General features: G+C 74.6%; 11 protein-coding genes and 1 riboswitch. Of the genes, 3 read left to right on the top strand and 8 right to left on the bottom strand.

Translation table 11 applies throughout. The annotated features are described in order from the left end of the window. Positions 1-191 precede the first annotated feature (191 nt). Entirely contained in the window at positions 192-2132 is a 1941-nt protein-coding gene (locus tag ABID77_RS21385) for a putative bifunctional diguanylate cyclase/phosphodiesterase (RefSeq protein ID WP_429600343.1), read from the top strand. A 206-nt stretch (positions 2133-2338) separates the two neighbouring features. Here the strand turns inward: ABID77_RS21385 and ABID77_RS21380 are convergent, their stop codons facing one another. From ABID77_RS21380 to ABID77_RS21345, 8 genes are all read right to left on the bottom strand, one after another. Further along, positions 2339-3070: an HAD family hydrolase gene (locus tag ABID77_RS21380; protein ID WP_429600340.1), complete on the bottom strand. Its 732-nt coding sequence runs from the start codon at positions 3068-3070 to the stop codon at positions 2339-2341. Positions 3071-3124: 54 nt separating this feature from the next. Further along, complete coding sequence (gene thiC / locus ABID77_RS21375; RefSeq protein ID WP_429600337.1) at positions 3125-5026, bottom strand: phosphomethylpyrimidine synthase ThiC; 1902 nt, start codon at positions 5024-5026, stop codon at positions 3125-3127. A gap of 92 nt (positions 5027-5118) precedes the next feature. Then, positions 5119-5231, bottom strand: a riboswitch (TPP riboswitch). Positions 5232-5235: 4 nt separating this feature from the next. Beyond that, a complete protein-coding gene (locus ABID77_RS21370) occupies positions 5236-6732 on the bottom strand; it encodes an ABC transporter ATP-binding protein (protein WP_429600335.1) in 1497 nt (498 codons plus the stop codon). Beyond that, entirely contained in the window at positions 6729-7565 is an 837-nt protein-coding gene (locus ABID77_RS21365; protein WP_429600332.1) for an ABC transporter permease, read from the bottom strand. The genes ABID77_RS21370 and ABID77_RS21365 overlap by 4 nt, the downstream gene beginning before the upstream one ends. Then, positions 7562-8554 (bottom strand): ABC transporter permease, encoded by a 993-nt coding sequence (locus tag ABID77_RS21360; RefSeq protein ID WP_429600330.1) that lies wholly within the window; start codon positions 8552-8554, stop codon positions 7562-7564. The genes ABID77_RS21365 and ABID77_RS21360 overlap by 4 nt, the downstream gene beginning before the upstream one ends. A gap of 35 nt (positions 8555-8589) precedes the next feature. Beyond that, positions 8590-10188 (bottom strand): ABC transporter substrate-binding protein, encoded by a 1599-nt coding sequence (locus ABID77_RS21355; RefSeq protein WP_429600349.1) that lies wholly within the window; start codon positions 10186-10188, stop codon positions 8590-8592. 53 nt (positions 10189-10241) lie between these two features. Further along, positions 10242-12437: a TonB-dependent siderophore receptor gene (locus ABID77_RS21350; RefSeq protein ID WP_429600327.1), complete on the bottom strand. Its 2196-nt coding sequence runs from the start codon at positions 12435-12437 to the stop codon at positions 10242-10244. 174 nt (positions 12438-12611) lie between these two features. Further along, the gene (locus ABID77_RS21345; protein ID WP_429600325.1) at positions 12612-13115 is read right to left on the bottom strand and encodes a DUF2946 family protein; all 504 of its coding nucleotides are present in this window, start codon (positions 13113-13115) and stop codon (positions 12612-12614) included. Between the two features lie 295 nt (positions 13116-13410). Here ABID77_RS21345 and ABID77_RS21340 point away from each other — a divergent pair, with 295 nt between their 5' ends. Both ABID77_RS21340 and ABID77_RS21335 read left to right on the top strand, forming a co-directional pair. After that, a complete protein-coding gene (locus ABID77_RS21340; protein ID WP_429600322.1) occupies positions 13411-14448 on the top strand; it encodes a Bug family tripartite tricarboxylate transporter substrate binding protein in 1038 nt (345 codons plus the stop codon). 148 nt (positions 14449-14596) lie between these two features. Then, on the top strand, positions 14597-15331 hold the full coding sequence (locus ABID77_RS21335; protein WP_429600346.1) for an aspartate/glutamate racemase family protein: 735 nt from the start codon (positions 14597-14599) through the stop codon (positions 15329-15331). The last annotated feature ends 168 nt before the right edge of the window (positions 15332-15499 follow it).

The following is a 15499-nucleotide window of genomic DNA, read 5'->3' as shown; positions in this document are numbered from 1 at the left end:
GGCGTGGCGACGATGGCCCCGGGGGTGGCGGGGGTGGACGCGCTGCTCCAGCGCGCCGACGCGGCCATGTACGCGGCCAAGGCCGCCGGGCGCGATCGCGTCGAGCGCTGGGCGCCGGGCCTGCGCGACGGCCGGGCGACGCGCGGCTGAAGACCGCGCGCACCGCGCACGCCTCGCCCACTCCCATCGCCATGCCCGACACCGCCGCCACCGCCACCGCGTACGAAGCACTGATCCAGTTCCTCTACCGCGCCCCGATCGGCCTGGTGCAGACCTCGCTCGCGGGCGACATCGCCATGATCAATCCCATGGCGGCGCAGCTGCTCATGCCGCTGGTCCCCGACGGCAACCTGTTCAACCTGTTCGACGTGCTGGCGCCGCTCGCGCCCCAGCTGCGCGAACTGGCGCGGCAGCCGGTCGAGGCCGGCGGGACGATCTGCGACGCGCTGCACCTCACGATGCCCGCGTCCGCCGCCCCGGCCTTCGACACCGCGCCGCGCACGCTGGCGCTGCAGCTGCTGCGGCTGGACGACACGACGCTCATGGGCACCCTGAGCGACGCCACGGCCGCCGTCCAGCGCGAGCAGCAGCGCCTCGCCGCCCGCGTGCACGCCGCCACCCGCACCGACGGCCTGACCGCCCTGCCCAACCGCCTGGCGTTGCTCGAGGCCGTCGACGCCGCGCTGGAGCGCCGGACGCACGACCCCGGCGCCCGCTGGGCCGTGCTGCTCGTCGACGCCGACCGCTTCGAACGCATCAACGTCACGCTGGGACCGGCCATGGGCGACGCCGTGCTGCGGATCATGGCCGAGCGCATCCGCGCGGTCGCCGGCGAGCGGTCCACCCCGACATCCCCGCCCACGCCCGGCGGCGCGGAGACCGTCAAGGCGCCCGGCGGCATCGTCGCGCGCTTCGGCAGCGACGAGTTCGCCGTGCTGCTGCGGCTGGATTCCGATGCCGCCCGGGACGACACGGGCGACGGCGACCACGACCGCGAAGGCGCATCGCGGATCGCCGACCTCGTCGCCTGCGAGGCGCTGGCCCGGCGGCTTGTCGAGGCCCTGGGCGCGCCCTGCGCCGTCGGCGGTACCGACGTGCATGCGAGCGCCAGCGTCGGCGTGGTGCGCATCGACGACTCGCACGCGCACGCCGTGGCCGTGATGCAGGACGCCGACCTGGCCCTGCGCGAGGCCAAGCGCGAAGGCGGCGCCCGCCACGGCGTGTTCACCCCCGTGCTGCGGGACCGGGCCTGGCAGCGCGGCAGCCTGGAGGCCGACCTGCGCCGCGCGCTGGACGACGGGACGCAGCTCTTCGTCGTCTACCAGCCGATCGTCGCGCTCGCCGACGGCGCGATCGCCGGCATGGAGGCGCTGGTGCGCTGGCGGCATCCGCTGCACGGCGTCGTGCCGCCGGATCGCTTCATCGGCATCGCCGAGGAGACCGGCCTGATCGTGGCGCTGGGCGAGTGGGTGCTGCGCCAGGCCTGCGACCGGCTGGCCGACTGGCGGCGCGCGCTGGGGCCGCTCGCGCCGCGCTCGATGTCGGTCAACCTCTCGCGCGCGCAGGTCCTGGAGCCCTCGATCGTCGGCACCGTGGCGCGCGCGCTGGCCGCGAGCGGCCTGCCCGCCGACGCGCTGCAGCTGGAGGTCACCGAGAGCCTGGCGGCCCAGGACGCCATCGTCGGCCAGCGCCTGGGCGACCTCAAGGCCCTGGGCCTGAGTCTGGCGCTCGACGACTTCGGCACCGGCTACTCCTCGCTGGCGAGCCTGCACCTGCTGCCGGTGGACGTCGTGAAGATCGACCGCTCCTTCGTCGGCCAGTCGGTCACCAGCGCCCACCACCGCGTGCTGATCGAGGCCGTCGTCAAGGTCGCGCGCAGCCTGGGCATGACCACCGTCGCCGAAGGCGTGGAGACCGCCGCCCAGGACGCGTTGCTGGCCGTGCTGGACTGCGACAAGGTGCAGGGGTACTTCCATGCGCGGCCGATGGCGGCGGACGACGCGTCGGCCTGGTTGAGGGCGCGGTCTCGCGCTCCCGCGAAGGCCGGTCGGCCCATGGCCGCGCGGGAGGAAGACGCCCCGGGCCGGACAGCAATGCCGACGGGCCGCGACCCCCATCGGACAGGTTCTTGAATTCCATCCTCGCTTCGAGCGCCGGCGCACGGTAGCGCGCGGCGTCGACGACCGGGCACCGTGACCGTGTCTCGCGCATCGGCGCGCGCGAAGACCGCTCGGAGACGGTCTCCGCGAACCCGCTTCTTGGAAGATCGGGACGCGACGACGGCGCCGCACATGGATCGCCGGGTGCCGAAACGGTCGGCCCGGAAGATCCGACGTCGTCAGTCCGACATCGGCCCGCGCCAGGCCGCCAGCACGGCCGGCAGTTCGGCCATGTCCGCGAAGATCCGCGCGACGCCGACGGCGCGCAAGGCCTCGGCCCCGCTGTGGCCCGGGCCGCCCGGGCTGTAGCCGAACACGGTGGCGCCGGCGGCGACGCCGGCCGTGGCGCCGGTCACGGTGTCCTCGATCACGGCGCAGCGCGCCGGGTCGACGCCCAGGGCCGCCGCCGCCGCCAGGTAGACGTCGGGAAAGGGCTTGGAGCGCGGCGTCTCGTGGCCGCTGAAGATGCGGCCCTCGAAGGCGTCGAGGATGCCGATCTTGGCCAGCTGCAGTTCGATCTTGCCGCGGTCGGCGCCCGAGGCGCAGGCGATGCGTCCCCCCAGCGCCGCGTGCAGGGCGCGCACCGCCGACGGCGCGCCGGGCACCTCGACGAGTTCGCGCTCGAGCGCCTCGTTGCGCCGGGCCCAGAAGCCGCGCAGCCACTCGGGCGTGACCGGCCGGCCGGTGCGCGACGCGATCAGCGCGGCCTCGTCCTTGACGGCCTTGCCGACGAAGATGCGCATGCACTCGGCCTTGGTCAGCGTCCAGCCGGCCTCCTCGAGCATGTCGCGCAACACGCCGTTGGTGATGGGCTCGGAGTCGACCAGCACGCCGTCGCAGTCGAACAGCACGGCGTCGAAGGGGAGCGTCGGGGCGGCGGGGGCGTCGGGAGAAGGGGTGGACAGGGTCATGCGGCCATCGTAGCAAGCGACCTGCGGACGCCCCGCCCCGCCCCCCTCCCCCGTTCAGGGCCGTTCGCTGCGGATCGGGATGTACATCTCGCCGCCGGCGGCGCGGAACTCGGCGGACTTGCCGGCCATGCCGTCGGAGACGGCCGCCGCCTCGTCGATCCCGCGCTGGGCGGCGTACTCGCGCACCTCCTGCGTGATCTTCATGGAGCAGAACTTCGGCCCGCACATGGAGCAGAAGTGCGCGCTCTTGCTGGCGTCCTTGGGCAGGGTCTCGTCGTGGAAGTCGCGCGCGGTGTCGGGGTCGAGGCCGAGGTTGAACTGGTCCTGCCAGCGGAACTCGAAGCGCGCCTTGCTCAACGCGTCGTCGCGCGAGCGCGCGCCCGGATGGCCCTTGGCGACGTCGGCGGCGTGCGCCGCGATCTTGTACGCGACGATGCCCTGCTTGACGTCGTCGCGGTCGGGCAGGCCCAGGTGCTCCTTGGGCGTGACGTAGCACAGCATGGCGGTGCCGGCCCAGCCGATCATGGCCGCGCCGATGGCGCTGGAGATGTGGTCGTAGCCCGGCGCGATGTCGATGGTCAGGGGCCCCAGCGTGTAGAACGGCGCCTCGTGGCAGTGCTTCAACTGCTCGTCCATGTTGGCCTGGATCATGTGCATGGGCACGTGGCCGGGGCCCTCGATCATGGTCTGCACGTCGTGCTTCCAGGCCACCTTCGTGAGCTCGCCCAGGGTGCGCAGCTCGGCGAACTGGGCCTCGTCGTTGGCGTCGGCGCCGCTGCCCGGGCGCAGGCCGTCGCCGAGCGAGAAGCTGACGTCGTAGGCCTTCATGATGTCGCAGATGTCCTCGAAGCGCTCGTACAGGAAGCTCTCCCTGTGGTGGGCGATGCACCATTTGGCCATGATCGAGCCGCCGCGCGAGACGATGCCCGTCATGCGGTCGGCCGTCAGGTGGATGAAGGGCAGGCGCACGCCGGCGTGGATGGTGAAGTAGTCGACGCCCTGCTCGGCCTGCTCGATCAACGTGTCGCGGTAGATCTCCCAGGTCAGGTCCTCGGCCACGCCGCCGACCTTCTCCAGCGCCTGGTAGATCGGCACCGTGCCGATGGGCACGGGCGCGTTGCGCACGATCCAGTCGCGCGTGGTGTGGATGTTGCGGCCGGTGGACAGGTCCATCACGTTGTCGGCGCCCCAGCGGATCGCCCATACCAGCTTCTCCACCTCCTCCTCGATGCTCGAGGTGACGGCCGAGTTGCCGATGTTGGCGTTGATCTTGACCTTGAAGTTGCGTCCGATGGCCATCGGTTCGACCTCGGGGTGGTTGATGTTGGCCGGGATGATGGCGCGCCCGCGCGCCACCTCGTCGCGCACGAACTCGGGCGTGACGATGCGCGGGATCGAGGCGCCCATCGGGTCGCCCCTCACGCGCTTCGCGCGGGCCTCGTCGGCGAGGTACTCGGCCATCCATTCGCGCCTGCCGTTCTCGCGCAGGGCGACGTACTCCATCTCGGGCGTGACGATGCCGCGCCGGGCGTAGTGCATCTGCGTGACATTGGCGCCGGATCGGGCGCGGCGCGGCGTGCGCTGCAGGCCGGCGGCGTCGCCGCGCAGGCGCTCGATGCGCTCGCGCTCCTGGCGCGTCTGGGCGTCGCCGTCGTGGCGGGCGCCGTCGTCGAGCGCGCGGTGCGCCCGGCCCTCGTAGGACTCGGTGTCGCCGCGCTCGGCGATCCAGGCGCCGCGCACGTCGGGCAGGCCCCGGCGCACGTCGATGTCGGCGGTCGGGTCGGTGTAGGGGCCGGAGGTGTCGTAGAGCGAGACGACCTCGCCGTTGGTCAGCGCCACGTCGCGCACGGGCACGCGCAGGTCGGCGCGGCTGCCGACGATGGCGGACTTGGTGGAGGCGGGAAAGGGCTCGCGGGTCAGCGCGAGCAGCGGGGCGAACTTGTCGATGGCGTTCATGGGGCGGGGCACTCCGTCGTCCGGTTGGATGGGGTGCTCCGCGATCGCTCGACGGACCCGCGGCCCCGCGCAAAACAGGGGGACCACCGGATCAGGGGAACTGCAGCTCTTCTTCCGCCGGTACTAACCGGTTCAAGTTCGCGGGTTCGGCGTCGTCTGTCGCCATCTCAGCACGCTGTTCGCGCGTGCACCCCGGAGCGCTGCGGATTCTAGGGGGCGACCGGCGCCCGGCCAAGCATTTCGACCCCCGGGGAAGCCCCGAGGCGCAGGACGTGCGTGCCCACCGCGTCGGCGAGGTCGTCGTCGTGCGTGACCAGCAGCAGCGCCGTGGCGCCGCCGGGGCCGCCGTCGGCCGCGTCCTCCTCCAGCGCGTCGAGCAGCACCGCCAGCGCCTCCTGCTGCGTCACCGGGTCGAGCCGCGAGGTCGGCTCGTCGGCGAACAGCAGCGCCGGACGGGCGATCAGCACGCGCGCCAGGGCGATGCGCTGCAGCTCGCCGCCCGAGACCGCCGCCGGCCGGCGCGCCAGCAGGTCCTCCGGCACGCCCAGGCGCCGCAGCCGCTCCACCACCGACGGCCACGGCCGGCCGTGGCGCCGCGCCGCGTCGCGCAATGCGCATTCCAGGCTGACGCGGGGCGCGAACGAGGCGACCGGGTCCTGGTAGAGCTTCTGCAGCGCGGTCGGCGCCAGCCCGTCGGCGCGCCGCACCGTGCCCCGGTCGGGCGGCAGCAGGCCGAGCAGCACGTTGCCCAGCGTGCTCTTGCCGCTGCCGCTGGCGCCGCGCACCGTCCAGCGCTCGCCGCGCCGGATGTCGAGGTCGAGCCCGTCGAAGAGCGCGCCGCCGCCCCCGGCACCGGCACCCGCGTCGCCGAAGCCCTTGGCCAGCCCGCGCGCGCTCAGCACCGGGGCGCCGACGGCCGGCGCAGTGCGGCGCGGCCAGCGCGCCGGATCGGCCTCGACCAGCCGGCGCGTGAACGCGTGGGCCGGCCGCGCCAGCACGGCGTGCGTGTCGCCCTGCTCCACCACCTCGCCCGCGCGCAGCACGATCAGCCGGCCGCCGAGCGCGCGCGCCACGCGCAGGTCGTGCGTGATGACGACGACGCAGCCACCGGCGCGCTGGATCGCGCGCATCAGTTCCACCGTGCGGTCGCGCGAGTGCGCGTCGAGGCCCTTGGTCGGCTCGTCGGCCAGCAGCACCGGCGCGCCGCCGGCCAATGCCACGGCGGCGGCGGCGCGCTGCGCCATGCCGCCGGAGAGCTGCCACGGATGGCGCCGCGCCGACGCCGCCAGCCCGGCGGCCGCGAGGTCGCGCCGGGCCGCCTCGACCGCCTCGCGCGCGCCGGCGCCGCGCACCAGCGCGTGGGATTCGGCCAGCTGCGGCAGCACGCGCATGAGCGGGTCGAGCGCCAGCGACGGCTCCTGCGGCAGCAGCGCCAGCGTGCGGCCCCACAGCGGCCGGCGCGCGCGCGCGTCCTCGGCCCGGGTGCGCGCGCCGGCCACCGTGACCATGCCGCCGGCGCGCAAGGCGGCCGGCAGGTTGCCCATCACGGCCTGCGCCAGCAGCGACTTGCCCGCGCCGCTCTCGCCCAGCAGCGTCAGCGCCTCGCCGGGGCGCAATGCGAAGGAGACGCCCTGCACCAGCGCGCGCGCGCCGACGCGCACCGTCAGGTCGTCGACGCCCAGCAGGACGGGATCGGTGGTGCTCATGCGCCCTCCCCGTCGCCGGCCAGCAGCATCATCCCCAGCACCAGCAGCATCAGCAGCGCCACGGGCGCGCCGACGAGCCACGGCGCCTCCTCGTAGTGCGGCAGGGACTCGGTCATCATCGATCCGAGCTCGGGCGTGGGCGGCGGCAGGCCGACGCCGACGAAGCCCAGGGCGGCCAGCGCCAGCACCGCCTGCGCCGCGCTGAAGGCCAGCAGCGTGCCCAGCACCGGCGCCAGCGCCGGCAGCAGGTGGCGCCGCAGCACGTACCCCGGCCCGAAGCCCAGCAGGCGCGAGGCCTGCACGGCGTCGCCGGCCAGCACCGGCCGGCTGGCGGCGCGGGCGACGCGGAAGTACTCGACCCACAGCGACAGCGCCAGGCCGACGTAGAGCGCCTCGCCGCGCCCCGGCGCCAGCGCGGAGAACAGCAGCACCAGCAGCAGGCCGGGCAGCGCCAGCACGGTGTCGGCCAGCATCACCAGCGCGCGCTCCAGGCGCCCGCCGTGCCAGCTCGCGGCGATGCCCAGCAGGACGCCGGGCACCGCCGCCGTCGCGGCCGCCACCAGCGCCAGGCCGAGCGACAGCCGCGCCGCGTGCGCCAGGCGCGCGAGCACGTCGCGCCCGAGCACGTCGGTGCCCAGCCAGTGCGCGGCGCCGGGCGCGGCCAGGCTGTCGGCCAGCACCTGCCGCGCCGGGTCGACGCCCGGCAGCAGCGGGCCGAGCAGCGCGAACGCCGCCACCGCCGCCAGCACGCCCAGTCCGGCCCGGCGGCGCCGGGCGGCACGGCGCGACGCCAGCGCCGCCAGCGCGGGAATCCCGAAGGCGCCGCCGCTCATCGCGCACCTCCCGCCCGCCGGCGCGGATCGAGCGCCAGGCAGGCCGCGTCGACGCCCAGGTTGAACACCACGAACAGCACGCCCATGCACAGCGCCGCGCCCTGGATCATCGGCACGTCGCGCCCGAAGACCGCGTGCACCAGCTCGTGGCCGATGCCGGGCCAGGCGAACAGGGTCTCGACCACCAGCGCGCCCTCGGCCAGGAACACCGCCTGCACGCCCAGGTAGGTGACCACCGGCACCGCCGCCTGACGCAGGCCGTGGCGCACCAGCGCCTGCCCGTCCGACAGCCCCTTGGTGCGCGCGAACTCGTACGACGGCGACAGCGCCACCTCGCGCATGGCGCCGCGCACGACGCGCGCCAGGCCCGCCGCCAGCCCCAGGCCGAGCGTGAGCGCCGGCAGCGCCAGACTGCCCGCCTCGTGGCCGCCGGCCACCGGCAGCGCGCCCAGGCGCACCGCCACGCCCACCATCAGCAGCACGGCCAGCAGGAACGGCGGCAATGCCCGCAGCACCACCGCCACGGCCAGCGTGAAGCGGTCGACCCAGCCGCCCGCGTGCAGGCCCGACCACAGGCCCAGCGGCAATCCCAGCGCCGCGCCGATGGCCAGCGCCGCCGCCGCCAGCGCCAGCGTGCCGCCGAGCGCGTGCGCGATCTCCGCCCACACCGGCTCGCCGGTGACCAGCGACACGCCCAGGTCCAGCCGCGCGAGGTCGCCCCACCAGTGCAGCAGGGCCAGGCCGACCGGGCGGTCGAGCCCGAGCTCGGCGCGCACGGCCGCCGCCGCCGCGTTGCTGACCATGTCGTAGCCATAGCGGCCGGCGGCGATGCGCATGGCCATGTCGCCGGGCAGTGCGCGCGCCATGAAGAAGCACAGCGTGCCCACCCCCAGCGCCAGTGCGACGACCTGGAAGGCGCGGCGCAGCAGCAGGCCGGCCCAGGGGGAGCGGCGCGTCGTCGTCGAAGTCGTCGGGGTCGTCGGATTCATCGGGGTCGGTGTCGGGGAAGTCGTCGGTGTCGCCGTCATGCGCGCCACCTCATGCGCGTGAGCCGGTAGGAGCGCTCCAGCGGATCGAGGCTCACGCCGTCGAGGCGATCGCCCACCGCCACCTGCTGGCGGTACCAGGCGACCGGGATCACCGGCAGGCCGTCCTGCAGCGTCGCGGCCACCCGCGCGCGCAGCGCGGCCGCGCGCGCGGGCGTCGGCGTGCCGCGCTGCAGTTCGGCCAGCGCCGCCACCAGGGCGTCGTCGTGCCAGCCCATGGCGCCCCAGTCGCCGCCGCGCGGGCCGAAGTCCTGCGCCAGCGTGCCGGTCGGATCGGGCACGGTGGCGTAGTTGCGTGCCGCCAGCGCCAACCGCAGGCTGCCGTCGCGGTGGCCGATCGGCACGTCGCCGGAGTTGCCGATCACCACCCGCACGGCGATGCCGGCCTCGCGCCACTGGGCCTGCAGGGCGGTCGCGATGACGGGCAGTTCCGGCCGGTCGACGAAGGTGCGCAGCGACAGGCCCAGCGGCCGGCCGTCGGGGTCGCGCAGGCCGTCGCTCGCCGCGCGCCAGCCGGCCTCGGCCAGCAGGCGCGCGGCGGCGGCGGGGTCGTGGCCGAGCGGCGCCAGCGCCGGGTCGTGCCACAGCCCGAGCGTCGGCGGGAAGAGCTGCGTGGCCGCCAGCTCGGGATCGCGCAGCAGGGCTTTGGCGATGCCGGCGCGGTCGATCGCCAGGCTCAGCGCGCGCCGCACCCGCACGTCGGCGAGCGGCCCCGGGCCGGCATTGACCTTCACGATCACGGTGCGCGGCAGGGTGACCGAGGCGATGCGCAACGCGCCGCGCCGGCGCAGCCGCGCGAGGCTGACCGGGTCGAGCCCGTAGGCCAGGTCGGCCTGGCCGCCCTCGGCCATCAGGGCGCGCGTCTCGGGCCGGCTCGCGCACAGGTAGGCAACGCGCTCGACGGCCGGGCGCGGACCGTCCCAGGACTCCGACAGCGCCGTCTCCACGCGCTGCGGCGCCTCGACCGCCACCGCGCGGTACGGCCCGCTGCCGACGATGGCGCGCACGGCGCCGTCGGCGGCGTAGCTCGACGGCGCCAGCACCATCGTGCTGCTGTGGGCGAGCAATGCGGGCAGTCCGGCGTACGGCGCGGACAGGCGGATCGTCACGGCACCGGCGCCGTCGTCGGGCTCGATCGCCGCGACCGGCGCCAGGCTCAGCAGCGCCGGCGGCGTGCGCGCCGCGCGCAGGCCATGCGCGACGGCCCCGGCCGTGACCGGCGTGCCGTCGTGGAAGCGCGCGCCGGGGCGCAGCTCGAAATGCCACGTCAGGCGATCGTCCGACACGCGCCAGCGCACAGCCAGGCCGGGCAGCGGCGTGCCGTCGTCGTGCGCGTCCATCAGGGTCTCGGCGACCTGCAGGCGCGTGAAGACGAAGCCGCTGCTCGCGGGCGCGAGGCCGGCGATCTCCCACGGGCCGACGATGCGCAGCGGCGCGCGATCGGCCTGGGCGAAGGCGTCCGGCGGCACGGCCGCGACCGCGCCGGCGGCCAGCGAGAGCCGCAGCGCCGCGCGCCGCGTGAGCGCCGGGGCCGTGTCCGGACCGGCGTCGGCGGCCGCACCGGCGCCCACGGGCATGTCCACGCGCGCGGGCTCGGCGCCGACGGCGCGGGGGGGTCCGTTCGCCATCCTCAGAACCTCGCCTGCACGCCGAGCGTGACGGTGCGCGGCGTGCCGGGCGTGACCCAGACGCGGCTGAAGGCGCTGGTGTAGTAGGTGCGGTCGAACACGTTGTCGACGTCCAGCGTCAGGCGCAGCGTCGGGTTGATGCGCCAGTAGCCCACCAGCTTGGCCGTGGTGTAGGCCGGCAGGTCGAAGGCGGGCGTGCCGGCGTCGGCCTCGGCCTGGGTGCGCGCCTGGCCCAGGCGCCGGCCGGTGTGCGTGAGGCCGCCGCCGACGCCGTAGCGCTGGCCGTTGGCCAGGGCGTCCTCGTACATCGCCAGCACGCTGCCGTTGACCCTGGGCACGTTGAGCAGGCGGCCGCCGGTCTCCAGCGTGTTGTCGCGCACGACCTCGACGTCGTTGAGCGACAGGCTGGCGTTGACGCGCCAGTGGCGGTTCAGCTGGCCCGCGAGGTCGAACTCCGCGCCCCGGCTGCGGACCTCGCCCGCCGCCACCGAGAAGCCGGCGTTGGCCGCGTCGGCGGTCAGCACGTTGCGCTTGGTGATCTCGAACAGCGCCGCCGTCGCGCCCATGCGCCGGTCCGCGCTCTCCCACTTGGCGCCCAGCTCCAGCGCCCGGCCGGACTCCGGCGCGAAGGCCCGCGAGGCGACGTCCGAACCGGTGTTGGGCCGGAACGAGCGCCCGGTGTTGGCGTACACCGTCCATTGCGCGTCGGGCAGCCAGCTCAGGCCGATGCGCGGCGAGGTCGACGACGGGGTCTGCGCCGTCGTCGCGCCGGTGCGCCGATTGAGCAGCGACTGGTCGTAGGCGTCGGTGCGCAGGCCGGCGACCAGGCGCCACTGCGGCGCGAGGCGGATCGCGTCCTGCACGTACAGCGCCGTGTTGCGCTGGCGCTCCCGCGTGTCGGTGTTGGGCAGCGGCGTCGGCCGGGCCTGGCCGTAGACCGGGTCGTAGATGTTGATGGCGTAGGGCGCGGCGGCCGTCGGATTCGCGCGCAGCAGCAGCGTGTCCATGTCGAAGCGGTAGCTCTCCAGGCCCAGCAGCAGCTCGTGCTCGACGGCGCCGGTCTTCACCACGCCCTGCAGCTCGGCCTGCAGCGCGACGTCGTCGGAGGTGTAGTCGCGGAAACGCCGCTGGCGCGTGAGGCTGCCGTCGGCGCGCAGCGCGGTCGCCTCGGTCGAGAAGCCCTCGATCGACGACGCGCGGTACGACAGGCCGACGCGGCTGCGCCACGCCGGGCTCCATTCGTGCGAGAGCACGAACTGGTGCGTCTGGTTGGTCACCGTCGTGGGGCCGTCGCCCGGCTCGCCCAGGAAGGTGCGGCGCGAGATGGCGCCCAGCCGGCCGTTCACCGCCACCACGCCGCGGTCGAGCGGCGTCTCGTGGCGCAGGTACTCGCCGACGTAGTCGAGCACGGTGTCGCGCCCGAGCTTCCAGGTGAAGGCCGGCGCGACCACCTGGCGCCGGGCGGTGACGGTGTCGCGGAAGCTGTCGCGGTCCTCCACCGCCACGTTCAGGCGGTAGGCGAAGCGCTCGCCCAGCGGGCCGGTGCTGTCGAAGGCGCCGCGCTTGAGCCCGTAACTGCCGAGGTAGCCCTCGACGGCGTGGGCGGGCGTCCACTGCGGCCGCTTGGAGACGATGTTGAGCGTGCCGCCGGGCTCGCTGCTGCCGTAGAGCGCGGCGGCCGGGCCCTTGAGGAACTCGATGCGCTCGACGCCCGCCAGGTCGCGCGGCGCGTTGAAGCCCCGGTTGGACGAGAAGCCGTTGAACAGCGTCGCCATGCCGGTGCTGTCGTTGCCCGGCAGGCCGCGGATGGCGACGTTGTCCCAGAGCCCGCCGAAGTTGTTCTGGCGCGAGACGCCGCCGACGTAGTCGAGCACGTCGTCGAGCTTGGTCGCGCCCAGGTCGTCGATGGCTTGGCGGGTGACGACGCGCACCGACTGCGGCAGCTCGCGCAACGGCAGGTCGGTCTTGGCGCCGGCCGCCTCGTCGGCCTGGTAGGCGCCGGACTCGGTGCGGCCGACGACCTCGACGGTGGAGAGGTCGGCGGTGGCTTCGGTGGCGGGATCGGCGGCGGCGGGCACGCCGGCCGGCGCGGCGGCGGTCTGGGCCGTCGCCGGCAGCGCGAACAGCGCCGCGACGGCCAGCGCGAGCGGCGTCGCGCGGGCGCGCAGGGAGATTCCCGGAAGTTGGATGGAAGTCATGGAAACGGGCACTCGAAGGGTCGGGTGCCGGCCGTGCGACGGACGCGGCCGGCACCCCGGGAAACGGACGGGCCGCTCCGCGCGAGACGGTCGGCGGGCGGCGGGACGGGACGTGCGGACACGTCCGGGATCGTTCGACGGAACGACCGGCTGCGTCGCGCCGCGCATGTCACTTCAGGACGATGGCGGCGACGACGACGGCCGGTCGGCGGGTGCCCGGGGCGGATCGCGCGAAGCGAAGCGCCAGCGCTCGGGCCGGGGGACGAAGGCGGCGGCGGGCCGTGGGAACGCGGGACCGGCGGCATCGGCGGTCGCCAGCGGCGCGGGCGGGGGCGACGCGAGCGCCGACGCCAGCTGGCCGAAGGCCGCGCACCAGGCGCACAGGGTGTCGAGCGCCGCGCCGCCATGGCCACCGCCGGTGGCCGGGACGTCGGCCTCGCCGTCGACGGCGTCCAGGAGGCCGGGCCGCGCCTCGGCGTCGAAGAAGAAGGCGGCCGGGACGCCGAGGGCCGTCGCCACCGATCCCGGCACGGGCCCCCGCGCGCCGTCGGCCAGCGCCGCCGCCGCCCGCGCGACGCGCTGCTGGATGTGCGACGCCTCGTGCGCGGGCAGGCCCACCACCGTGTGGAAGCACACGGCGAGCAGCAGGAGACGGATCAGGGCGCGGCGCAGGAACATGGGGAGGGGGCGAATCTTACGGGCACGACATGTCGGGCGCGGGTCACGGCCCGGCGCTGCGGCATTCCGGGCGGGCGATCGGAGCGGCCGGGGCCGTGTCTTCCCCAGCTTGAACGCGAGCGCCACGGGCACAAGAATTGCTCGCTGGCGAGGGCCGGTCTTCCCGCTCGCGCTTTCCCATGCCATCGGCGCCTCTGGCCTCGTCCACGCGCCCGGAATCGCCCGCCGACCCGCCCCTCTCCCCGTCGCCCTTCCTCTTTCCTGCTTGCCCTCACGCCTTTTTGGAGCCACCGACATGACGACCACGACCATCACCACCACGACGACCCCGACGCGGGCGACCCGCCGCCGCCTCGCGACCCTGGCCCTGGGCACGCTGCTGACGGCGAGCACGGTCGCGCTGCTGAATGCTCCGGCCCGCGCCGCCGATGTCAAGTACCCCGACCACCCCGTGAAGGTCATGGTGGCGCTGCCCGCCGGCGGCGGCGTCGACATGATCGCGCGCCTGGTCGGCCAGAAGCTGGCGGCCGAGACCGGCCAGCCCTTCGTGGTCGACAACCGCGCCGGCGCCTCGGGCCGCATCGGCCTGCCGGTGGTGGCCAAGGCGCCGCCGGACGGCTACACGCTGATGGCCTCGCCGGCCTCCTTCCTGACCACCAACGTCAGCATCTTCAAGGCGCTGCCCTACGACCCGCAGACCGACTTCGCCCCCATCACCAAGCTGGCCGACCAGTCGATGGTGCTGGTCATCAAGGACCGCCTGAAGTTCCCGACCGCCGGCGCCGTGCTCGCCGCCGCCAAGGCCAAGCCCGAAGCGCTGACGTACGCGTCGTCCGGCGACGGCAGCCCGCAGCACCTCGCCGGCCTCATGTTCGAGTCGCGCCAGAAGGTCAAGATGGTCCACGTCCCCTACAAGGGCGGCGCGCTGGCCATCAACGACCTGCTCGGCGGCAACGTCGACCTGCTCTTCGCCCCCCTGCCCGAGGCCCTGCCGCACATCAAGTCCGGCAAGCTGACCGCGCTGGCGATCATGAACGACAAGCGCTCGCCCCTCATCGCCGAGACGCCCACCATGAAGGAGGCCGGCATCGACAACATGACCATGGTCACCTGGATCGGCCTGCTCGCCCCCGCCAAGACGCCCAAGCCGCTGATCGACCAGCTCAACCGCCAGGTCCACGCCATCCTGAAGAGCCCCGAGGTCACGGCCCAGCTGCGCGACGCCGGCATGGACGTCATGCCCACCACGCCCGAGCAGTTCCAGAAGACGATCGCGCAGGAGATCAAGCTGCACGCGGAGCTGGTGAAGGCGTCGGGGCTGGTGCCGCAGTGAGGGGCGTCGGCTTCGGCTTTTGAGAAAACCCGGTGCGACATCGACCGCCGCCGTTCGCGCCTTGCACACCCCGATCGAAAGGAAACCCACCATGCCCGCTCCCACCTCGCCACCGCCACGCCCGGCCTCGCGCCGAACCTTGCTCACGGTGATCTGCACCGTCTGCGCGCTGCTGCCCGGCCTGGCCGCCGCACAAGGCAGCACCGCCTCGGCCGCGAACCGGTACATCGTGCTGATCAATCCGAACTCGAACGCGACCACCACGCAGTCGATGGCCGAGATCGCCTCGACGAAGACCGATGGCATCCAGGTCAAGGGCAAGAGCAACGAGGGCGTCCCGCCGCTGCTGACGACGCCGAAGGACCTGGCCGATGCGCTGCCGGGCGTCGTCAGGATCGGCGTCGAGGCCGCCCGGGATCCGAAGGTCGGCGCGATCATCGTCTCCGCCTTCGGCGATCCGGGATTGCCGGAGCTGCGTGCCAAGGTCGGCGTGCCGGTGTTCGGCATCCGCGAGCAGGCTTTCCACGAGGCCGCCAAGGGGGGTCGCCCGTTCGGCGTCGCCACGACGACGCCCGATCCGGGCCTGCTCGAAGGATTCCGCCAGACGGCGGCGGCGCTCGGCTACGGCGCGCAGTTCCGCGGCACGCGCGCGACGCCCGGCGACCCGAACGCGCTGATGAGCAAGTCGCCCGAGGAACTTGACGCCGCGCTGGCCGAGGCCGTGCGCGCGTCGGTCGCGGACGGCGCGAAAGCGGTGATCATCGGCGGCGGGCCGCTGACGGCTTCGGCGCTCCGGCTTCAGCCGAAGTTCGACATACCGCTCGTGGTGCCGGTGATCGCGGCCGCGCAGGCTGCGGCGGACAGCATCCGCAAGGGCAGGTAGGCAGCGCTCGCGTCCGCTGGCGCGGTCGCGCTGCGTGCCGTCGCATGGACGTCATGCCCACCACGTCCGAGCCGTTCCAGAAGACGATCGCGCAGGAGATCAAGCTGCACGCGGAGCTGGTGAAGGCGTCGGGGCTGGTGCCGCAGTGAAGGGACGGAGCAGTCTCCG

Origin of the sequence: Variovorax sp. PvP013 (assembly GCF_050435945.1) — a bacterium.
Lineage (GTDB): Bacteria > Pseudomonadota > Gammaproteobacteria > Burkholderiales > Burkholderiaceae_C > Variovorax.
This window is presented reverse-complemented; position numbering and strand designations above follow the sequence as displayed.

Bases quoted from the DNA above. Each gene is read 5' to 3' on its own strand.
- ABID77_RS21370 (WP_429600335.1), bottom strand. From the start codon at position 6,732: ATGAGCACCACCGATCCCGTCCTGCTGGGCGTCGACGACCTGACGGTG.
- ABID77_RS21340 (WP_429600322.1), top strand. From the start codon at position 13,411: ATGACGACCACGACCATCACCACCACGACGACCCCGACGCGGGCGACC.
- thiC (WP_429600337.1), bottom strand. From the start codon at position 5,026: ATGAACGCCATCGACAAGTTCGCCCCGCTGCTCGCGCTGACCCGCGAG.
- ABID77_RS21385 (WP_429600343.1), top strand. From the start codon at position 192: ATGCCCGACACCGCCGCCACCGCCACCGCGTACGAAGCACTGATCCAG.
- ABID77_RS21365 (WP_429600332.1), bottom strand. From the start codon at position 7,565: ATGAGCGGCGGCGCCTTCGGGATTCCCGCGCTGGCGGCGCTGGCGTCG.
- ABID77_RS21345 (WP_429600325.1), bottom strand. From the start codon at position 13,115: ATGTTCCTGCGCCGCGCCCTGATCCGTCTCCTGCTGCTCGCCGTGTGC.
- ABID77_RS21355 (WP_429600349.1), bottom strand. From the start codon at position 10,188: ATGCCCGTGGGCGCCGGTGCGGCCGCCGACGCCGGTCCGGACACGGCC.
- ABID77_RS21360 (WP_429600330.1), bottom strand. From the start codon at position 8,554: ATGAATCCGACGACCCCGACGACTTCGACGACGACGCGCCGCTCCCCC.
- ABID77_RS21380 (WP_429600340.1), bottom strand. From the start codon at position 3,070: ATGACCCTGTCCACCCCTTCTCCCGACGCCCCCGCCGCCCCGACGCTC.
- ABID77_RS21350 (WP_429600327.1), bottom strand. From the start codon at position 12,437: ATGACTTCCATCCAACTTCCGGGAATCTCCCTGCGCGCCCGCGCGACG.